Source organism: Chitinophagaceae bacterium, assembly GCA_016713085.1.
In the GTDB taxonomy this organism is placed as follows: Bacteria; Bacteroidota; Bacteroidia; order Chitinophagales; family Chitinophagaceae; genus Lacibacter.
The window spans coordinates 1219811-1237744 of the sequence record JADJPV010000001.1 but is presented as its reverse complement, the minus strand read 5'-3'; the positions used below and the strand labels follow the sequence as shown (position 1 = coordinate 1237744).

General features: G+C 39.5%; 27 protein-coding genes and 2 tRNA genes. 17 read left to right on the top strand and 12 right to left on the bottom strand.

Features of this window, described 5'->3' with window-relative positions; translation table 11 throughout:
* Positions 1 to 10 precede the first annotated feature (10 nt).
* The 6 genes from IPK31_05950 (at position 11) to yidD (ending at position 3129) form a co-directional block, all read left to right on the top strand.
* A complete protein-coding gene (locus tag IPK31_05950) occupies positions 11 to 526 on the top strand; it encodes an OmpH family outer membrane protein (protein ID MBK8087509.1) in 516 nt (171 codons plus the stop codon).
* Positions 527 to 596: 70 nt separating this feature from the next.
* The gene (locus IPK31_05945) at positions 597 to 1118 is read left to right on the top strand and encodes an OmpH family outer membrane protein (protein ID MBK8087508.1); all 522 of its coding nucleotides are present in this window, start codon (positions 597 to 599) and stop codon (positions 1116 to 1118) included.
* Positions 1119 to 1265: 147 nt separating this feature from the next.
* On the top strand, positions 1266 to 2093 hold the full coding sequence (gene murI / locus IPK31_05940) for a glutamate racemase (protein MBK8087507.1): 828 nt from the start codon (positions 1266 to 1268) through the stop codon (positions 2091 to 2093).
* 173 nt (positions 2094 to 2266) lie between these two features.
* Entirely contained in the window at positions 2267 to 2431 is a 165-nt protein-coding gene (rpmH, locus tag IPK31_05935; GenBank protein ID MBK8087506.1) for a 50S ribosomal protein L34, read from the top strand.
* 67 nt (positions 2432 to 2498) lie between these two features.
* A complete protein-coding gene (gene rnpA / locus IPK31_05930; protein ID MBK8087505.1) occupies positions 2499 to 2924 on the top strand; it encodes a ribonuclease P protein component in 426 nt (141 codons plus the stop codon).
* Entirely contained in the window at positions 2899 to 3129 is a 231-nt protein-coding gene (yidD, locus tag IPK31_05925; protein MBK8087504.1) for a membrane protein insertion efficiency factor YidD, read from the top strand. Before rnpA ends, yidD begins: the two co-directional genes overlap by 26 nt.
* On the opposite strand, the gene IPK31_05920 is transcribed toward yidD, so the two are convergent.
* Positions 3130 to 3609 (bottom strand): GNAT family N-acetyltransferase, encoded by a 480-nt coding sequence (locus IPK31_05920; protein ID MBK8087503.1) that lies wholly within the window; start codon positions 3607 to 3609, stop codon positions 3130 to 3132.
* A gap of 57 nt (positions 3610 to 3666) precedes the next feature.
* Between IPK31_05920 and IPK31_05915 the strand changes: the two genes are divergently transcribed.
* Positions 3667 to 4236, top strand: a complete 570-nt coding sequence (locus tag IPK31_05915; protein MBK8087502.1) for a DNA-3-methyladenine glycosylase I — start codon at positions 3667 to 3669, stop codon at positions 4234 to 4236.
* A 106-nt stretch (positions 4237 to 4342) separates the two neighbouring features.
* Here IPK31_05915 and IPK31_05910 read toward each other — a convergent pair whose 3' ends face one another.
* The 3 genes from IPK31_05910 to IPK31_05900 form a co-directional block, all read right to left on the bottom strand.
* The gene (locus IPK31_05910) at positions 4343 to 4942 is read right to left on the bottom strand and encodes a superoxide dismutase (protein ID MBK8087501.1); all 600 of its coding nucleotides are present in this window, start codon (positions 4940 to 4942) and stop codon (positions 4343 to 4345) included.
* Positions 4943 to 5088: 146 nt separating this feature from the next.
* Positions 5089 to 5343 carry a hypothetical protein gene (locus IPK31_05905; GenBank protein MBK8087500.1) on the bottom strand — a complete coding sequence of 85 codons (255 nt, stop codon included), beginning with the start codon at positions 5341 to 5343 and terminating at the stop codon, positions 5089 to 5091.
* A 4-nt stretch (positions 5344 to 5347) separates the two neighbouring features.
* Positions 5348 to 5785, bottom strand: a complete 438-nt coding sequence (locus IPK31_05900; GenBank protein MBK8087499.1) for a nucleoside deaminase — start codon at positions 5783 to 5785, stop codon at positions 5348 to 5350.
* Positions 5786 to 5951: 166 nt separating this feature from the next.
* Between IPK31_05900 and IPK31_05895 the strand changes: the two genes are divergently transcribed.
* The 6 genes from IPK31_05895 (at position 5952) to IPK31_05870 (ending at position 10414) form a co-directional block, all read left to right on the top strand.
* A complete protein-coding gene (locus IPK31_05895; GenBank protein ID MBK8087498.1) occupies positions 5952 to 7316 on the top strand; it encodes an aldehyde dehydrogenase in 1365 nt (454 codons plus the stop codon).
* An 83-nt stretch (positions 7317 to 7399) separates the two neighbouring features.
* A complete protein-coding gene (locus tag IPK31_05890; GenBank protein MBK8087497.1) occupies positions 7400 to 7978 on the top strand; it encodes a glutathione peroxidase in 579 nt (192 codons plus the stop codon).
* 9 nt (positions 7979 to 7987) lie between these two features.
* Positions 7988 to 8620 (top strand): hemolysin III family protein, encoded by a 633-nt coding sequence (locus IPK31_05885; protein ID MBK8087496.1) that lies wholly within the window; start codon positions 7988 to 7990, stop codon positions 8618 to 8620.
* Between the two features lie 14 nt (positions 8621 to 8634).
* Positions 8635 to 9624, top strand: coding sequence for an MBL fold metallo-hydrolase (locus IPK31_05880; protein ID MBK8087495.1), 990 nt, complete (start codon positions 8635 to 8637; stop codon positions 9622 to 9624).
* Positions 9625 to 9647: 23 nt separating this feature from the next.
* Positions 9648 to 10172 carry a hypothetical protein gene (locus tag IPK31_05875; protein ID MBK8087494.1) on the top strand — a complete coding sequence of 175 codons (525 nt, stop codon included), beginning with the start codon at positions 9648 to 9650 and terminating at the stop codon, positions 10170 to 10172.
* Positions 10169 to 10414 carry a hypothetical protein gene (locus tag IPK31_05870; protein MBK8087493.1) on the top strand — a complete coding sequence of 82 codons (246 nt, stop codon included), beginning with the start codon at positions 10169 to 10171 and terminating at the stop codon, positions 10412 to 10414. The genes IPK31_05875 and IPK31_05870 overlap by 4 nt, the downstream gene beginning before the upstream one ends.
* Before the next feature lie 35 nt (positions 10415 to 10449).
* Here the strand turns inward: IPK31_05870 and IPK31_05865 are convergent, their stop codons facing one another.
* Together IPK31_05865 and dusB are read right to left on the bottom strand one after the other, a co-directional pair.
* Positions 10450 to 11061 carry a transposase gene (locus IPK31_05865; protein ID MBK8087492.1) on the bottom strand — a complete coding sequence of 204 codons (612 nt, stop codon included), beginning with the start codon at positions 11059 to 11061 and terminating at the stop codon, positions 10450 to 10452.
* An 87-nt stretch (positions 11062 to 11148) separates the two neighbouring features.
* A complete protein-coding gene (gene dusB, locus IPK31_05860; GenBank protein ID MBK8087491.1) occupies positions 11149 to 12189 on the bottom strand; it encodes a tRNA dihydrouridine synthase DusB in 1041 nt (346 codons plus the stop codon).
* A 43-nt stretch (positions 12190 to 12232) separates the two neighbouring features.
* Between dusB and IPK31_05855 the strand changes: the two genes are divergently transcribed.
* Genes IPK31_05855 through IPK31_05840 form a run of 4 tightly spaced genes read left to right on the top strand, consistent with a single transcriptional unit; the run spans position 12233 to position 15473 of the window.
* Positions 12233 to 13186, top strand: coding sequence for a CPBP family intramembrane metalloprotease (locus IPK31_05855; protein ID MBK8087490.1), 954 nt, complete (start codon positions 12233 to 12235; stop codon positions 13184 to 13186).
* 21 nt (positions 13187 to 13207) lie between these two features.
* Entirely contained in the window at positions 13208 to 14113 is a 906-nt protein-coding gene (locus tag IPK31_05850) for a phosphatidate cytidylyltransferase (protein ID MBK8087489.1), read from the top strand.
* Positions 14114 to 14116: 3 nt separating this feature from the next.
* The gene (locus IPK31_05845; GenBank protein MBK8087488.1) at positions 14117 to 14779 is read left to right on the top strand and encodes a hypothetical protein; all 663 of its coding nucleotides are present in this window, start codon (positions 14117 to 14119) and stop codon (positions 14777 to 14779) included.
* Between the two features lie 37 nt (positions 14780 to 14816).
* Positions 14817 to 15473: a phosphatidylserine decarboxylase family protein gene (locus IPK31_05840; GenBank protein MBK8087487.1), complete on the top strand. Its 657-nt coding sequence runs from the start codon at positions 14817 to 14819 to the stop codon at positions 15471 to 15473.
* Between the two features lie 58 nt (positions 15474 to 15531).
* Here the strand turns inward: IPK31_05840 and IPK31_05835 are convergent.
* The 6 genes from IPK31_05835 to IPK31_05810 form a co-directional block, all read right to left on the bottom strand.
* Positions 15532 to 15602 (bottom strand) — tRNA-Gln (locus IPK31_05835).
* Positions 15603 to 15615: 13 nt separating this feature from the next.
* A tRNA-Lys gene (locus IPK31_05830) sits at positions 15616 to 15688 on the bottom strand.
* 38 nt (positions 15689 to 15726) lie between these two features.
* Positions 15727 to 16026 (bottom strand): YHS domain-containing protein, encoded by a 300-nt coding sequence (locus tag IPK31_05825; protein MBK8087486.1) that lies wholly within the window; start codon positions 16024 to 16026, stop codon positions 15727 to 15729.
* 107 nt (positions 16027 to 16133) lie between these two features.
* The gene (locus IPK31_05820; GenBank protein MBK8087485.1) at positions 16134 to 16526 is read right to left on the bottom strand and encodes a hypothetical protein; all 393 of its coding nucleotides are present in this window, start codon (positions 16524 to 16526) and stop codon (positions 16134 to 16136) included.
* Between the two features lie 167 nt (positions 16527 to 16693).
* Complete coding sequence (locus tag IPK31_05815) at positions 16694 to 17068, bottom strand: hypothetical protein (GenBank protein MBK8087484.1); 375 nt, start codon at positions 17066 to 17068, stop codon at positions 16694 to 16696.
* Between the two features lie 127 nt (positions 17069 to 17195).
* Positions 17196 to 17891, bottom strand: a complete 696-nt coding sequence (locus IPK31_05810) for a noncanonical pyrimidine nucleotidase, YjjG family (protein MBK8087483.1) — start codon at positions 17889 to 17891, stop codon at positions 17196 to 17198.
* Positions 17892 to 17934: the final 43 nt, after the last annotated feature.

Here is a 17934-nt window from a genome sequence, read left to right as displayed (position 1 = left end):
TTGAAATAGTATGAAAACAGCATTAATTGTCGCTTTTAGTTTATTTCTTACTTCATTTACCGCTACGGCGCAACGTTATGGCATTATTGACACCAAGTATATTCTTGGAAAAATTCCTGAATATAAAGACGCCAATAAAAAGCTGGAAGAGATGGCAGATGCCTGGCAGAAAGAAATTGACCTGATGCAGGCCGACCTGGATAAAATGTACCGCCAGTTAGATGCTGAAAGGGCCATGTTAACCCCGGAATTACTGAAAAAAAGAGAAGACGAAATTTTTAATAAAGAAAAACAGGTTCGTGACCTTCAAAAAAGGCGTTTTGGCTTTGAAGGTGATTATTTCCGAAAAAAGCAGGAACTGGTAAAACCTATACAGGATAAGGTGTACAACGCCGTACAGAAGCTGGCTACTGAAAGGTTATACGATTTTATTTTGGACAAAAGTGAAGGAATTACCGTTATATTTGCCGACCCAAAACTGGACAAAAGCGATGATGTGCTGAAGATCTTAGGTGTTAAACTTTAATCAAAAGCCACCAGTGTTTGCAACCAAAAGAGGGAGTCAGTACACTTAAATTAAAACAAACCGATTTAAAATGAAAAGAGTTATTGTTCTTGCAGTTATAGTATTAATGGGAAGTGCTGTAACAGTAAATGCGCAAAAATTGGGTCACATTAATACAGGAGAATTACTGAGTGTGATGCCGGAAACAAAAAAGGCCCAGGAAAAAATGCAGAAACTGCAGGATTCTCTGAACATGGTGTATGCAGAAATGATTCGTGAGTACAATGAAAAAGACAGCATCATCCGTACTGATTCTGCAAAATGGACACAGGCAAAAAAAGATATCAAATTCAGCGAGTATCAGAAATTAGCTGAAGATGTACAACAATACTCAACAAAAGCACAACAGTGGCTGCAGGCAAAAGAGCAGGAAGTATATGCTCCTGTACAAAAATTAGCTCTGGATGCAATTCAGGCTGTAGCAAAAACGAATGGTTATGCTTATGTTTTTTCAAGGGAAGCGTTGTTGGTAACACCAACAACAGATGATTTACTTCCTTTGGTAAAGAAGTATTTAAAAATACCTGAAACAGCACCAGCACCTGCTAAATAATTTCAGAAGTAAAATGATATTGATCCCCCGCCGTAAGCGGGGGATTTTTTTGTGCTTACGTGTACTGCGAAGCTAATTTAACTGAGCACTTTATATTTGAACAAACACTACGTCTAAAAATAAATGGCGAATCAGTATTTTGCATCTATGCAAACAGGACCCATCGGCATATTTGATTCAGGCTATGGCGGCTTAACCGTAATGCAGGAAATTGTACAGCAGTTACCGCAGTATGATTACATCTACTTAGGAGATAATGCACGTGCTCCTTATGGCACCAGAAGCTTTGAAACTGTGTACCGTTATACATTAGAATGTGTGGAATGGTTTTTCAAGCAGGGTTGCCCGTTGGTGATACTTGCCTGCAATACAGCTTCAGCAAAAGCATTACGAACCATTCAGCAGAATGATCTGCAACGATTGAATCCTGAAAACAGGGTATTGGGTGTTATCCGTCCAACTGCAGAAGTGATTGGGCAGTACAGCAAAACCAGGCAGGTGGGTGTATTGGCAACTGCCGGCACTGTTCAATCTGAGTCTTATGAAATAGAGATCAATAAGTTTTACCCCGACATAAAGGTGTTTCAACAGGCCTGTCCCATGTGGGTTCCGCTGATTGAGAATAATGAACATGAAAGTGGAGGTGCAGATTATTTCGTAAAAGAATATGTGGAAGCCTTGCTCAATCAATCGGGCAAAATTGATACGGCATTACTTGGTTGCACGCACTACCCTTTGCTGAGTAAAAAGATTCAGCAGTATTTACCTGCCGGTGTTCAGCTGCTTTCGCAGGGGAAGATTGTGGCTGAAAGTTTAGCCGATTATCTGAACCGACATCCGGAAATGGAAGAGCAGTTAACAAAGAAGAGAAATCGTCAATTTTTTACAACAGATTCAGCCCTTGATTTTAATAACCATGCCCGGTTGTTTTATGGTGAAGAGGTAAAGTCGGAGCATGTGGAGTTGGAGAGATGATATTCTAGAAAAGACAGGCACAGGCATATTTTCTTCGTTTAAAGCCCTGTATTTTGGCCTGTTTCCCCTACCTTTGCCGTCCTTTCACAAACAGCGGGAAGTGGTGTTCCCACTGGGTGACTTGAAATTTCCGGTTTCTCCCCGGTATTTTTAAAGAAGTAAAACAGAAAACAATGGCACAAAAACGTACATACCAACCTTCGAAGCGTCGCAGAAAAACCACACATGGTTTCCGCAGACGTATGCAGGATGCTAATGGCCGCAAGGTATTGGCAAGCCGCCGGGCAAAGGGTCGTCATAAGCTCAGCGTAAGCAGTGAGCGTGGCGTTAAGAAATAAGTATTTTTCTTATTGAAGATATTCTGAGTCTCCCGCTTTAACGGGAGACTTTTTTATTTTTACAGAATTGGAGCAAACACAACGATATACACTCGGTAAAACAGAACGGCTCAAAAGCCGCAAGCAGATTGAACAGCTGTTCAAAGAAGGGAAAACATTTTCTGTTTCTCCTTTGCGGGTTTATTATTCATTCGATGCAGACCTGAAGAAAGAAAATTCTATTGCTGCATTACAATTTGGCGTGGGTGTAAGTACAAGAAATTTTAAAAAGGCGGTTGATCGTAACCGGATAAAACGGTTGTTACGGGAAGCGTACCGTTTGCAGAAAAACGAATTGAAAGATAAAGTGACGCTGAAGAAAATACAACTGAACCTGTTTGTTATTTATACAGGCAGAGAGTTGCCTGCTTATAACCTCATCTTTGAAAAGATGACTGTAGTTTTGCAAAAAGTAATAGCCATCGCTGATGAAAGTATTGAAGCAAATTCTTAGTTTTCCTTTTATTGTACTGATAAAGTTTTATCAGTATGTCATCAGCCCGGCCATTGGTCCCAAGTGTCGCTATACACCCACCTGCAGTCATTATTCACTGGAAGCATTTAAGAAGTATGGCCCTATTAAAGGTTTCTGGCTGAGTGTAAAACGCATCAGCAAATGTCATCCTTGGGGAGGAAGTGGTTATGATCCTGTTCCCTGATCAGAACAGGTAAGCCATCACGGCTTCATCAACAAAATGATCTTTACTTTTTAAGTAGGTATATTTTTTCAACACTCCTTCATGATGAAAGCCTGCTTTAAGATATAACTGAATGGCTTTTTCATTGGTTGTCGCAACTGTTAATTCAATCCTCAGAAAACCGTTCTTCTTTGCATAGACTTTTATTTCTTCCATCATTTGTAACCCATGCCCCTTCCCTGTATGTTCAGGATCAATTGCAATTCCTCCCAGGTAAACGATATGTGTATTGCGGTAATGTTGAGGAACAAGTTTAAACATGCCGATTGATTCCTGTTGATCTTCAAAAATATACAGCACTCCCTTTTTCTCAAGATCATTAAAAACCGTAAGAAAGTTTTCAGCATTCATCGGTTCATATAACAGGAAAGGGTTTACCTGCGGATGCATATACAGGTAGAACATGAAATTAAAATCTGCATGTGTTGCTTTTCGGATCATGTTTCATTCAAATCAGACATCTAAATTACTTACTTTGCTATTTATTATCTATAAATCATGACTAAAGAAAAAATCCGTTGCAGCTGGTGTTTAAAAGATGAATTGTATATGAAGTATCATGATGAAGAGTGGGGAACGCCGCAACATGATGACCGGAATTTATTTGAAATGCTTTGTCTTGAAGGTGCACAGGCAGGGCTGAGCTGGTACACTATTTTGAAAAAACGGGAAAACTACCGCAAGGCATTCGACAATTTTGACGCAAAGAAAATAGCGAAGTACACCGATAAAAAGAAAGAAGCTTTGTTATTGGATGAAGGCATTGTTCGCAACCGTTTAAAAGTAAATGCCTTTGTACTCAACGCCAAAGCATTTCTTGAAGTGCAGAAAGAGTTTGGAAGTTTTGATAACTACATCTGGCAGTTTGTTGGAGGTAAACCCCTTGTAAACAAAGTAAAGGCAATGGGAGATGTTGCGGCGAAAACAGCCATCTCTGATGCTATGAGTAAAGACCTGCTGAAGCGTGGATTCAAGTTTGTTGGCTCAACCATCTGTTATGCTTTTATGCAGGCAACAGGAATGGTGGATGATCATGTGGAAGGATGCTGGAAGAAAAACCGCAGATGAAGCTGATGAATTGATGCGAATGATTTTTCAAACCACAGGTTCATAAAATAAATAAGGCTGTCTGATTTACAGACAGCCTTATCATTATCATCATTGAATCATATCATCAGCGGTTTAATCTTTCAGCTACTTTGCTCCAGTTTACAACATTCCAGAAAGCTGCTAAATAATCTGCACGACGGTTCTGGTATTTCAGGTAGTATGCATGTTCCCACACATCAGCACCAAGAATTGGAGTGCCTTTTACTTCAGCTACATCCATTAATGGATTATCCTGATTGGGAGTTGAACTTACTTCGAGTTTGCCATCTTTTACAATCAACCATGCCCAGCCGCTTCCGAAACGGGTCATACCTGCTGCTGCAAACTTTTCTTTGAATGCATCGAAAGAACCAAAAGCTGCGTTGATTGCATCAGCTAAAGCACCTGTTGGAGCTCCACCTGCATTAGGTGCTAATGATTCCCAGAAAAAAGTATGGTTCCAGTGACCACCACCGTTATTACGTACAGCAGGAGAAATGGTTCCGGCAACAGCAACTAACTGTTCCAATGTTTTGCTTTCGTTGTTTGTACCTGCAACTGCTTTATTGAGATTATCAACATAAGCCTGGTGATGTTTACCATGATGGATCTGCATGGTTAATGTATCGATATGGGGTTCCAGTGCGTCGTGTGCGTATGGAAGAGGTGCTAATGTAAATGCCATAGAATTAATTTTTAAATTGATTATTGAAAGGACAACAAATGTACAGACAGAATGTTAAACCCCTGTTCATAAAAAGTGAATTCTTCCTTATTTCGAAAATCAGCTTTTTAGCCTGTTCAGCTTCTTTCCTTTTTCAACAAAGGTCTCTACAATGCCTCTTGTTTCCAGATCGAGGCGAATGGAGATCGTATACCAGGGAATTGATTTGGTAAAGCCGGGCATTTTTTGCGGATGATCTTTACCACATCATCCGTAAGATCTGTAAAGGTTTTGCCTTTGCTGCCTTTGAGGCTTTGCAGAATCGCCGCCTTAAATGGTTCGTAGATGGCGGCATCAAATTTCCTTTCTGTTCCTGTTTCAGGATGTGTAACGGTTACTGTTTTAGATGCTGCTTTTGCCATATGGTTATCGTTTTGATGCAAAAAAATCTTTCATCAGCCTTGCACAGTCTTCTTTCAGAACTCCTTTGGTTACTTCAGCCTTTTGATGAAAAGGAGATTCATCTTTTGTAATGCGCTGATGTCCGTTTTTTTCATCATCCGCTCCCCAAACAATCCGCTTTACCTTACCCCAGTACAAAGCACCGGCACACATGAGGCAGGGTTCAACTGTAACATACAAAGTTGCTTCCGGTAAATACTTGGCACCAATATGACTGAATGCCGAAGTCAGTGCAATCATTTCAGCATGGGCGGTTGGGTCGTTCAGCTTCTCCGTCATATTATGTCCACGGGCAACGAGCTTGCCATCAATGACCACTATTGCACCAACTGGCACTTCCCCTTCTTCATAGGCAATCTGCGCTTCTTTTAATGCCTGCTTCATGAAATATTCATCTGTCATAGAATAAAGTTACTTTTTTAAATCCTTGTTATATCATGTAGCAGGCTGTTCTTTTTCAACTGAACTGTTTGTTTAATTCTTAATTTGAGGAGCTAATTACAATTGCAGTAGGACGTATTTGCTTTTGTTTGAATAACGGTATTGTAATGCCAGTTAAAAATAAGTTATGCAACAGTTAGAAAACATGCGGAGCTGCTATAACAGTGGCAAAACCCGTTCGTATAATTTTCGGAAGGAGCAGTTGATAAAACTGAAGGATGCAATTCTGAAGTATGAAAATGAACTGCATGATGCATTGTATGCCGATCTGAAAAAAAGCCCGGAAGAAAGTTGGGTAACAGAAACCGGTTTCCTCATTGCTGAAATAAACGCAACATTAAAGAATCTGAAGAACTGGATGCAGCCGGAAAAAGTGGGCACCAATCTGCTGAACATGCCTTCATCAAGTTATGTATACAGGGAACCATTGGGTGTTGTGCTAATTATTGGTCCGTGGAATTATCCGTTGCAACTTTTATTTACTCCGCTTGTTGGTGCTATTGCTGCAGGTAATTGTGTGGTAGTAAAGCCAAGTGAGTTTGCTCCGAATACAGCTGCTGTTAATGCAAAAATTATCAACGAAGTATTTCCGCCTGAATATATACTGTATGTACAGGGCGATGGTGCACAGGTGATTCCTGAAATGATGAATAACTTTCATTTCGATCATGTGTTTTATACCGGGAGTACAGCTGTTGGTAAACTCATTTATCAACTGGCAGCAAAAGATCTGGTGCCGGTAACGCTTGAGCTGGGAGGAAAGAGCCCATGTGTAGTTGATAAAGATGCCAATCTTGATGTAGCTGCAAGAAGAATTGCAGTAACTACTTTCTCCAATGCAGGACAAATGTGTGTAGCTCCTGATTACCTGCTGGTGCATCAATCAGTAAAGGAAAAGTTTGTGCGTTTGTTTATTCAAACTATTAAACAGTTTTTCAGCGAGCAGGCAGAGAACAGTTACAGCTATGGAAAAATTATTAATGAAAAACAATTTGACCGCTTGGTTGGTTATTTATCACAGGGAACCATTGCATATGGTGGCAGGGTTGATAAAAGCAAGCTGTTTATTGAACCAACGGTTCTTGAAAATGTTTCAATGGATGCACCGGTAATGAAAGAAGAAATCTTCGGACCGATTGTACCCATCATTTCTTTTAAAACAAAGGAAGAAGCATTAAAGATCATTGAACAGAATAAAAACCCATTGGCGTTTTACATTTTTACAGGTAACAGTAAAAACGAAGAATGGTGGTTACAACAGGTTCCGTTTGGCGGAGGTTGTGTAAACAATGCCAGCTGGCATTTAACCAATCATCATTTGCCATTTGGCGGAAGAGGTTTCAGCGGCATGGGTGCCTATCATGGAAAGAATTCATTCCTTACGTTCAGCCATCAGAAAGCAGTGATGAAAACACCTACCTGGTTTGATCCTGCTGTGAAGTACCCGCCATTCAAAGGAAAGATGAAGCTGTTTAAACTGGTGATCCGTTAATGAAGAAAGCAATTATATTATTTATTTTATTGCTAACAGTTACAGCAGGATATATAGTGATTGTTAACAGAAATTCTACAACTATGACAACAAGACAAAAACTATTAAAAGCAGTTTATCCTGTATTTATGTGGATGCAGGGAAAGAAAGCGAAAGTGCTGACTAACGAAAAAACACAACCGCCTGTTTCTTTCTATTCATTGAAAGGAACACTGGGTAACGGAGGCGAATTTGATTTCACACAACTCAAAGGGAAAAAAGTTTTGCTGGTGAATACGGCCAGTAATTGCGGTTACACCAATCAGTACGATGATTTGCAGAAACTGAATGAGCAGTTCCATAACAAACTTGTTATCCTTGGTTTTCCTGCCAACGATTTTAAAGAACAGGAAAAAGGAAATGATGAAGAGATTGCACAGTTCTGCAAGATCAATTTCGGTGTTACTTTTCCATTGATGAAAAAAAGTTCTGTGATTAGAGATGCTGATCAGAACGAGGTATTCAAATGGCTGACAGACTCCACCAGAAACGGATGGAACAGAAAACAGCCAAGCTGGAATTTTTCAAAATATTTAATTAATGAAGAAGGGGTGCTCATCAAATATTTCGATCCTTCTGTTTCACCTTTGAGTGAAGAAGTAGTAACCGAGATTAAAAAGTAATTATCAATCATGTCAGTTCATCATACAAGCCTTCGTCTTGAAATTGCCAACAGTATTACACATGGTATCGGCATCATTTTCGGAATAGCAGCCTTACCTGTACTTAGTGCAATAGCAGCAAATAAGGATCATTCAATAGCCGTTGTTGGTGCAGCAATCTTTGGGTTTTCATTTTTACTGGTGTTTACATTCTCTACTTTGTATCATGCGTTTCAAAACCCGGCAGTAAAAAAAGTGCTGCATGTATTTGATCATATCAGTATTTATTTTCTGATAGCGGGAACTTACACTCCTTTCCTGTTAAACTATATGATGAACGCAACGGGTATTGCCATGCTGAGTGTGTTGTGGGGGTTAACGATCATTGGCACCCTGTTTAAAGTGTTTTATACCGGGCGGTTTAATTTTATTTCAACCATTGTTTACATTGGTATGGGCTGGATCTTAGTATTCAGTGGCCGGGAGTTTTTTGAAGCAATCCCCACGCCTGTGCTGACCATGATTATAATTGGCGGCGTATTGTATACACTGGGTACCATCTTTTATCTCTGGGAAAAATTGTATTTCCACCATGTGATCTGGCATTTGTTTGTGCTGGCTGCTGCCATCTGTCATTATGTGGCTGTATTATTAATGGTTTAATTTTATTCTTGCTGATGCAGAAATTACCAACTCATAATCCTTCACTTTCATTCATCAAAGAAAACTGGAGTGGAAACATCTTGAATGAAAAACAGCAGTACATTAACCTGGATGGGCCTGCTGAAAAAAGTTTTGCTGAATTGCTGAAATGGCAAACAGAGAAGAATCCTCTTAAGCCTGCAAAGAAGAAACAGCAAACAACAGTTGATGTTGTTACGAATCATCATATAACCAGTAACAGGGAAGATGGAGTTGTTTGGCTAGGGCACGCAAGTTTCCTGTTTACTCTCAGCGGCAAACATTTCATCACCGATCCTGTTTTGTATAATGTTGGTCCGGTAAAAAGATTTACTCCTTTGCCCTGTGATGTGGATGCATTAAAGCAGATCGACTTTATTTTATTATCCCATAATCATCGGGATCATTGCGATCAGAAGAGTATGCAGCAGCTGTGTGCATTAAACCCAAATGCAATTATATTAACGGGATTGAATATTGCTCCATTACTCCGGAGTTGGAAGATTGCCAATCCAATCATCGAAGCAGGCTGGTACCAGCGATACAATATTGAAACTGATGTTGCCATTACCTATTTGCCGGCGAAGCATTGGAACAGAAGAGGGCTTGCTGATATGAACAACATGCTTTGGGGAAGTTTTATGATTGAAGGAAGCAAACAAAAAATTTACTTTGGCGCCGATAGTGGATTGGGAATTCATTTTGCAGAAATTGCTCAACTGTTCCCCGGTATTGATATTGCCATTCTGGGCATTGGTGCTTACAAGCCTGAATGGTTTATGGCATCGGCACATACAAGCCCGGCTGATGCATTGGTTGCATTTGCACAATTGAAGGCAAAGCAGTTTATTCCCATGCATCACGGCACATTTGATTTAAGCGATGAACCTATCTTTTATCCCAAACAGGAACTGTTGCTGTTGCAGGAGAAATCAGGAATAACTGCAGTTGAACATCTTTCCATCGGAAACAAAATGGAGTTTTAGTATCTTACTGTAAATCATACATCATGTTCAGCAAAACAGATATTGAGCAATATTTTTCCGCAGAAAAGCAGGGCAGCCTCTTTTTCCTGGCTGTTGGTATAGTTGCTGTTATTGCATCGATCATTTTATTCTTTGTACTCAAAACGCCTTTTTTTAAAGGAACAGCCATTCCAATGATTATAATAGGATTGATTGCAGGTACTATTGGCTTTACGATTTATAAGCGCAGTGATGAAGACAGGATCAGAAATGTATATGCTTATGACCTGAACCCAATTGAATTGAAAGTAAAGGAATTGCCACGAATGCAGAAGGTGATGAAGAGTTTCAAAGTTATTATTATTGCAGAAGTTGTGTTTTTAACAGCCGCCGTTTTTCTTTTCTTTTATTTCAGAACAAATGCTGCTCAGCAATTGTGGAGTGGAATTGGGGCCGGACTTATTCTAATGGCAGTTGCTGTATTATTCCTTGATGTTGCTGCGGAACGTCGTGCAGCAATTTATACAAAAGGACTGGAAGCTTTTGTTCATCAAAAACAAACGCCATGACATACAACGATCTTATCGGCACAATTGGTGTTGGACTAATTCTGTTTGCATATTTTTTAAGTACAGCAAGATTATTGAAGCCTGATTCGAAACTGTTTTATTTACTGAATATCATTGGCGCTTTACTTGCCTGTTATGCTTCCTACCTTATCAGTTATCTGCCCTTTGTTATTTTAGAAGGAACCTGGACATTGGTTTCTGTTTATGGGTTGATGAAGAGTATGAAAATCAGGATTACTTAGTGGAGTGTGAAGTCAGGCCGCTACAAGCGGCCAGACTATAAACTAAAAATATTTTTTATCTCGTTTTGATTCAATGAAGGGATATTTCCACTTGAAAAGTCTTTATTTGTAAGCCCTGATAGTTCAAACAATAATTCTTTATTGCGCAATGTGCCATTGCGCAAACCAGCATAATCTTTTAAAGAGCTGAACTCCCACTGAAAAGGAGAGTTTACAAGATTAGCTGCATACGCATTATTGTGAATGTAATGAACACAGGTTACCAAGTAGTGGTTTGTATTTCTTTCACTGGAATCTGTTAAACATTTTGCTTTTGTTTTCTTTTGAAATAGATTCCCCGTTCTTTTCTGCTCAATATTGATTGCCTGTGTATATGAACTGAGTGTTTTACCAATTGCTTTTGACAACTCCTGCATATGCGTTTCTTTGCCTTTCAAAATAATATTTCTACAGCCATCTTTGTTGGGAACGATTATGAAGTGAAAATGGTTAGGCATTAACGTGTAGGCAAGAATATCGGAGAAAGGCATCCATTCTATTCTCACTTTTTGCAGGAAGAACAGATAGTTTTTCTCTGAAAAGAAAACAGGTTGCTTTTCATTTCCACGGTTATAAATGTGGTAGGCTTCTTCTTGTTCGAAGTGCATTTATAAATCTAATAATTATTTTTGTGGATGCAAACAGCCTTATAGGAGTTATCGTCTGGCCGCCTGTAGCGGCCTGACTCAGGCGTGTTAGTTAATCGGACACTTTTCGTGATAGTTGATCAACTCAATCTTTGAATGTTCAAATTCAAAGCCACTGAATTTTGCAACAATCTCATCAAGCACAGCATCAATCTCTTCAACTGTGTTTAATATAACAAGTCTGCTGCGGAAGTCTTTTATGTTGGGAAGCCCTTTTAAATAGTTTGCGTAATGGCGACGCATTTCAAATATGCCAACCTTAGGTCCTTTCCAGTCAAAGGATTTATGTAAATGTTTTTTGCAGACTTCTACACGTTGTTCAATAGTTGGTGGTGCAAGATGCTCACCTGTTTTAATAAAATGTTTGATCTCTTTAAAGATCCAGGGATAACCGATTGCAGCACGGCCAATCATCACACCATCCACACCATAACGGTTTTTATATTCCACCGCTTTTTCTGCACTGTCAATATCGCCATTGCCAAAAATGGGGATCTGAATGCGTGGATTGTTTTTCACTTTACCAATCAATGTCCAGTCGGCTTCACCTTTATACATCTGTGTACGTGTGCGACCATGAATGCTCAAAGCTTTAATGCCCACATCCTGCAAACGTTCAGCAACCTCTTCAATATTCCTCGTGTTATCATCCCAACCCAATCTTGTTTTAACAGTAACGGGTAAGGAAGTAGAGTTGACAACGGAAGCGGTTAAACGAACCATCAGGTCTATATCTTTTAACACGCCTGCACCTGCACCTTTCATGGCAACCTTCTTTACGGGGCAACCAAAGTTAATATCAACCAAATCGGGATTCACTGTTTCGCAAATCTTTGCACTCAAACCCAGAGCTTCTTCATCACCACCAAAAATCTGGATACCGAAGGGTCGTTCTTCTTCATCAAAATCAAGTTTCTTCAAACTTTTCATGGCATCACGGATCAATCCCTCACTGCTAATGAATTCACTGAACATCAGATCAGCACCATTGTCTTTGCAAACAGCACGGAACGGCGGATCACTCACATCCTCCATTGGAGCAAGGAGGAGCGGAAACTCAGGAAGCGATATGTTACCTATCTTTACCACGTTCAAAAAGAATTGCAAATTTAACCACTTTCGACGAGTCTTTATGTACGAAAATCAATATCAGCGCAAATTTGAGCCCGGAGTAGAGTTCCTGATCCTCATTGGAATATGGGTCGCCAGTTTTGTGATCGGCAGTGTAGCATCGATCCCTATCTGGATCATTATGACGGGCAAATCGATTTTTTCGATGCAGAAAGAGATGTTTGATGCGGCCAATATCAATGCACTGAAAGTGATCCAGGTTGTTTCAACCATTATTATCTTTTTTATTCCGGCTGTTGTTACAGCAAGGATTGTATCAGTAAAACCATTTGAACGTTTAGGATTTCGTAAAGGAGTAAAGTTTAACCGGGCAGTTGCAGCCATACTGATCATGCTGTGTGCTTTGCCATTAGTTGGATTCTTAGCTGAAATCAACAAAGCCATTCCAATTACAGCGAGCCTGAAGAAAATGTTTGATACTATGGAATCGCAGTATGCAGAGCAGGTAAAACTGATGGCAACATTCAAAACGCCGGTTGATTATATCGTTGCACTGTTCATTATAGCTTTTATGCCTGCTGTTGTAGAAGAAGTATTTTTTCGTGGGGCAATGCAGAGTATCATTATGCGCTGGTTTAAAATTCCCTGGTTAGTTATTTTTATCACAGGACTTATTTTCAGCGCCATTCATTTTTCCTGGTATGGATTTATTCCCCGTCTGGCTTTGGGAATGATACTTGGCTATATTTTTTATTATACAGGTAATTTATGGTACAGCATTATTGCACATTTTTTTAATAATGCGTTGATGATTTCTATTCTTTACTGGCAGTATACCAAGGAGAAAAAGATTGATATGGAAGTGGGCGAAAGTGCACCATGGTGGGCAGGAATTATCAGCGCAGGAATCGTAATCGGGTTGTTTATTGTTTTGAAAAAACTATCTGCAACAAAAACAGAACCGGATAGTATTGCTGAAGAACCTGTAAGCAGACCACCTGATTATCTTTCTTAAGCAAAAGATCAACCGAACTTTATGGCATTTAACTGGCAAACATTTCGAACCCGTGCATTAACTGCAATTTTATTTGCAGCCATTATGCTCATTGGTTTGTTATGGAACCAATGGAGTTTTCTTGTGCTGTTCAGCATTATTCATTTCGGCTGCTGGTTTGAATACCAGAAATTAGTTGGCCTCATTGATCCCGGCTATAAAACAATCAACCCATTTCATAAGTATGGTGTAATGATTGGTGGTTATGGTTTGATGTTATTTTTTACAGATAACTGGTATTTAACTGAAACAGTTTCGCTTCATTCAATTGGCTGGGTGCTGGCATTGATTGCCCTTTTCACTATTCCCCTCACAGAATTATTGTTTTCAAAAAACATTGTGTTGAAGAATATGGCCCATTCTTTTTTTGGGCTCGTTTATATTTCATTAAGCTGGGCTTTATTACTCAACATCCGCAGCGGTGCAATGTGGCTACCGCATAATGGCGATGATACATTTACCAATATTTCAACATTACTGGCAAAGATCAGCGGCTATGTTGTTCCGTTGATCATTATTGGTTCCATTTGGGTGAATGATACCATGGCATATATTGTTGGATCGTTGATTGGTAAAACACCTTTAAGCGCCATCTCTCCCAAAAAAACATGGGAGGGAACTATTGGCGGCATTATTTTAGCCGTTGTAGCGATGGGCTTATTGGGTCATTGGATTCAGCCATACTCTGCAGCGATCTGGGCAAGCATTGCAGCTATTGCTTCTATAACAGGAACCGTTGGAGATTTGCTGGAAAGCAAATTAAAACGACTGGCCAATGTAAAAGACAGTGGAAATTTTATGCCCGGTCACGGTGGATTTTTAGATCGTTTTGATTCGCTCTTACTGGCAACTCCCTTTGTGTGGTTGTTCTTAAAAATAATTGAATAAGAAATGCGCTATTATTTATTACTTGCTTTAATCGTATTGTTTTCCTGTAAAGGAAAAGGAAAGCAGCAAGCTGAGCAGGTAACTGAAAACACTAATGAAAAAGTATTGTCTGAAGTGGAAGAGGTAACTGCAGCTGTGAGTGCGTTGCTGCCACTGCCCAATTCATTTCAGCTGGTACGTGCAAAAAAATGGCATGATGCATCGGGAGAAAACTGGCTGGTACTGTATGAAACGGGTTCTTATATTGAAAAAGGGAAGATGAATGCTTCTGCCAAACTATCTGCGGTATTGTATCAAAAAACCGACAGTGGTTTTGTGCAGCAGTGGAAGATGATTGATTATATCAATGATTGTGAGCTCGATCTTACCTGTGCATTTTATGATGAACATTTATCCATCACTGATCTTGATAAAAATGGGCTGGCTGAAATAACAATGGTGTATGCTTTAAGCTGCAAGGGTGATGTAAGCCCAAATGAGAAGAAACTCATCATGTATGAAGGCGGAAAGAAATACGCCATTCGTGGTGAAGAACTGATGATTATGCAGAAAGATACCATTGGCGGAGCCATGACTGCCGATACTGCTTTCAGCAAAGCCCCACCCGCTTTTCTTTCTTTTGCAAAGGAACACTGGAAGAAGTTTGGCCTGCAGAAATACGAGTAAGCTGAATCTTTGTACTTTCGCAGCTCAATCATACTACATGACTATTCACAGAGAAGGATTTAAAAGCATTTCTATAGCAGCCGTTTTGTTTGTGCTAATCAATTTACTGGTGTTTAATTTTTTAAGTGCCACCATGCCCATTCTTTCCTGGCTCATTTTTGCTGTTACCTTATTCTTCCTGTTGTTCATTATTTCTTTCTTCCGTATTCCCAAACGTGTTACAGCAAAAAATGAACATGCAATCTACAGCCCCTGCGATGGTAAAGTGGTGGTGATTGAAGAAATTACCGATGTAGAATATTTTAAAGACAAGCGAATTCAGTTAAGTGTATTCATGAGCCCGGCCAATGTGCATGTGAATGTGAATCCTATTGCAGGTGAAGTAAATTATTCGCAATACCACAAGGGGAAATATTTAGTGGCATGGGATCCCAAATCTTCTACAGAAAATGAGCGCCACAGTGTAGTGCTGAGTAATGACCGTATTGTTATTTTGGTGAAACAAATTGCAGGTGCTGTTGCCAAACGCATTGTGAATTATCTGCAACCCGGACAAAAAGTAGAGCAGGGCGGAGAATTGGGCTTTATTAAATTCGGTTCACGGGTTGACCTTGTATTACCTCCGGGAACAAAGATCAAGGTAAAGCTGAATGAAAAAGTGCAGGCAGGGATTACGGTGCTGGCGGAGTATTAATTGATCAGACTTCATCTAAATAAAAAAGAGGTAACAACAATTGTTACCTCTTTTTTTGTTACCCGACCAGGATTCGAACCTAGACAATCAGATCCAGAAACTGATGTACTACCATTATACTATCGGGCAATAGAAAAAACTGTGACCCCGGAGAGACTCGAACTCTCGGCCCGCTGATTAAGAGTCAGCTGCTCTACCAACTGAGCTACGGAGTCAGAATTGCCGGGGGTGCAATTTACAGCTTTTCAACTATTTATTTTGCAGTAATATAGTTACCTGGACTTTTTACAAATTCATCCTTGCATTCCTTGCTGCAAAAGCCATACACTTTGTCTTTATAATGTGACGTGTCTGAAACTCCTGCTGAAATGGGCATACCGCAGACAAAATCTTTCTTTGAATCAAATACCACATCTTTATACAGATTTTTTTCAGTTGTGGCAGTTGTACTGTGCTCATGCATTGGTTCAGCTGCTTCTTTTTTCTCAGTTTTTTCTGCACAGGAAAACAGCAGAAAAGATGCAAGGAAGGCGATTAAACTGTTTCTGATCATACATTCAATTTTAATTGTTCCGGATTTTAATCCTGTAAAACTAAGTAATATAATTTTTCGCTGTTTGGGTGAAAGCTGCCCCTTTTACAGGGGCAGCTTTACTATAGTTAATGTTTTTCTTCTTCACCGGGCTTACACTTTTCAGTCAGCTCATGAAATGTATCATGTGCTTTGGTGATCAGCAATTTCAACTCGGCATCTGTTTTGTTGGCAGCAACGGCCTTTTTAACTTCTTTACATTCCTTTACTAATTGCTTCAGCAGTGGTTTTGCAACCTTTCCACTATAACCCGCAGGAGCAGTACTTTGTTGCCAGGCTTTTGCAATGGTTAATAATTGTTCTGCATTGTTTTTTGTGGGTTGTAGATTATTGTCTTCAGCTGGATGGAATGTTTTGCTCATTACTGCATGAAAATCTTTCATCTCTTTCCAATCAGCCGTTTGGGAATAAGAGAATGCTGTTACAGTAATCAGGGCAAGAAATAATACGAGTGATTTCATTGTTTTGTTTTTATAATAATAGAAAATACGATCATGATAAAAAGTATGAGAGTATTACCGAATCCTGCCGGAATGTTTAACCAGCAGCAGCTTCAGTATTCTGTTTCAAATACCTTATCATTTAAATTGATTGTTCAACTGAAAAATTCAGCAGCCTGTTCAGGCAATCAGACTTGTGGAGGATGAAAGATGTCCAGGGATCGGTCAACAGATTTTCCTGTAGTATAGATCAGTTGATTGAGATTTGAAACTTCAACCCTGACAGGATGATTGATTGCTGAAAAAAATGATTTGGAAAAAAGCACAGCAGTCTTTAGTTCAGTTTTGCATCCTATAGGGCATTGTTCTTCTTTTTTTTCTTCTTCCTGTATTTTCATCATCATCTGGCATTTGCCATGGCATTTCATTTTTGGTTTGTTCTTATTCTCACATTTTCTTTCATAAGCCACAGTATTGCTGTAATAGTCAAGTACAATAAAGGACTTGCTGAACGACTGAGCAAGAAATGCAAACAGGATCAATATGGAAATGAAATAACGCAATGTTTTTGACCGGTAATGATTTGTGCAAATGTATGCCGGGAAGGCGATGGGGAGAAATTATTTAAGCTGATTTGAATCACTTTTTACAGGCAGGAATGGGTCAAATGAGGGAAAACAACCTGGCAGGTTAGAAAATCTGCTCCAGTTCCTGCAGGTGGTAAATAATGTAAGTTGGTTTTACATCAGTTTCCACTTTTAAATGATTTACAAAGATTGCATCCATCCCTGCATTCATGGCACCTTTAATATCAGCATCAAGGTTGTCGCCGATCATGATACTTTCGTTCAATGATGCACCTGTTACTTTTAAGGCGTATTCAAAAATTTCTTTGTTGGGTTTTACGCTGTTGCTGGTTTCGCTGGTAATTACTTCCTCAAAATATTTGCCCAGCTGACTGTTGTCTAATTTTCGCCATTGTGTTTTTTCAAAACCATTCGTGATAAGATGCAGCCTGTATTCTTTTTGTTTAAGATGCTGCAGAATTTCATGTGTGTAGGGGAAGAGTATTTTTTTTGTGGGGAGGATTTCTAAAAAATATTCGCTCATTTTCTTTGATAACTCTTCATTACCGATCTTGAATTCAAGTAAGGTGCGGCTCATGCGTTTCCATTTGAGATCATCGCTGCTGATAAGGCCATGATGATACTTATCCCAAAGAATTGCATTATGGTGCAGATATTGTTTGCAGAAAAGTTCAAAGTCAACCACACCTGCTGCTTCCAGTTGTAAATCTTTATAAACATTTGCCAGGGTTTCCATGGCATTGGCATCGAAATCCCAGAGTGTGTGATCCAGATCAAAGAAGAGATGGCGGTATTTCATGAACGCAATTTACGATGTTTGATGTTCGATGTCAGATGTTGTA

What these genes read in the sequence shown, in the direction of transcription:
- IPK31_05945 (MBK8087508.1), top strand. Translation starts at nt 597, where the DNA reads ATGAAAAGAGTTATTGTTCTTGCAGTTATAGTATTAATGGGAAGTGCT.
- IPK31_05870 (MBK8087493.1), top strand. Translation starts at nt 10,169, where the DNA reads ATGACATACAACGATCTTATCGGCACAATTGGTGTTGGACTAATTCTG.
- IPK31_05890 (MBK8087497.1), top strand. Translation starts at nt 7,400, where the DNA reads ATGACAACAAGACAAAAACTATTAAAAGCAGTTTATCCTGTATTTATG.
- IPK31_05875 (MBK8087494.1), top strand. Translation starts at nt 9,648, where the DNA reads ATGTTCAGCAAAACAGATATTGAGCAATATTTTTCCGCAGAAAAGCAG.
- IPK31_05900 (MBK8087499.1), bottom strand. Translation starts at nt 5,785, where the DNA reads ATGACAGATGAATATTTCATGAAGCAGGCATTAAAAGAAGCGCAGATT.
- IPK31_05895 (MBK8087498.1), top strand. Translation starts at nt 5,952, where the DNA reads ATGCAACAGTTAGAAAACATGCGGAGCTGCTATAACAGTGGCAAAACC.
- IPK31_05850 (MBK8087489.1), top strand. Translation starts at nt 13,208, where the DNA reads ATGGCATTTAACTGGCAAACATTTCGAACCCGTGCATTAACTGCAATT.
- IPK31_05820 (MBK8087485.1), bottom strand. Translation starts at nt 16,526, where the DNA reads ATGAAATCACTCGTATTATTTCTTGCCCTGATTACTGTAACAGCATTC.
- IPK31_05880 (MBK8087495.1), top strand. Translation starts at nt 8,635, where the DNA reads ATGCAGAAATTACCAACTCATAATCCTTCACTTTCATTCATCAAAGAA.
- IPK31_05840 (MBK8087487.1), top strand. Translation starts at nt 14,817, where the DNA reads ATGACTATTCACAGAGAAGGATTTAAAAGCATTTCTATAGCAGCCGTT.
- IPK31_05910 (MBK8087501.1), bottom strand. Translation starts at nt 4,942, where the DNA reads ATGGCATTTACATTAGCACCTCTTCCATACGCACACGACGCACTGGAA.
- murI (MBK8087507.1), top strand. Translation starts at nt 1,266, where the DNA reads ATGCAAACAGGACCCATCGGCATATTTGATTCAGGCTATGGCGGCTTA.
- IPK31_05885 (MBK8087496.1), top strand. Translation starts at nt 7,988, where the DNA reads ATGTCAGTTCATCATACAAGCCTTCGTCTTGAAATTGCCAACAGTATT.
- IPK31_05845 (MBK8087488.1), top strand. Translation starts at nt 14,117, where the DNA reads ATGCGCTATTATTTATTACTTGCTTTAATCGTATTGTTTTCCTGTAAA.
- IPK31_05915 (MBK8087502.1), top strand. Translation starts at nt 3,667, where the DNA reads ATGACTAAAGAAAAAATCCGTTGCAGCTGGTGTTTAAAAGATGAATTG.
- IPK31_05825 (MBK8087486.1), bottom strand. Translation starts at nt 16,026, where the DNA reads ATGATCAGAAACAGTTTAATCGCCTTCCTTGCATCTTTTCTGCTGTTT.
- IPK31_05920 (MBK8087503.1), bottom strand. Translation starts at nt 3,609, where the DNA reads ATGATCCGAAAAGCAACACATGCAGATTTTAATTTCATGTTCTACCTG.
- IPK31_05950 (MBK8087509.1), top strand. Translation starts at nt 11, where the DNA reads ATGAAAACAGCATTAATTGTCGCTTTTAGTTTATTTCTTACTTCATTT.
- IPK31_05855 (MBK8087490.1), top strand. Translation starts at nt 12,233, where the DNA reads ATGTACGAAAATCAATATCAGCGCAAATTTGAGCCCGGAGTAGAGTTC.
- IPK31_05810 (MBK8087483.1), bottom strand. Translation starts at nt 17,891, where the DNA reads ATGAAATACCGCCATCTCTTCTTTGATCTGGATCACACACTCTGGGAT.
- yidD (MBK8087504.1), top strand. Translation starts at nt 2,899, where the DNA reads ATGAAAGTATTGAAGCAAATTCTTAGTTTTCCTTTTATTGTACTGATA.
- IPK31_05905 (MBK8087500.1), bottom strand. Translation starts at nt 5,343, where the DNA reads ATGGCAAAAGCAGCATCTAAAACAGTAACCGTTACACATCCTGAAACA.
- rpmH (MBK8087506.1), top strand. Translation starts at nt 2,267, where the DNA reads ATGGCACAAAAACGTACATACCAACCTTCGAAGCGTCGCAGAAAAACC.
- IPK31_05865 (MBK8087492.1), bottom strand. Translation starts at nt 11,061, where the DNA reads ATGCACTTCGAACAAGAAGAAGCCTACCACATTTATAACCGTGGAAAT.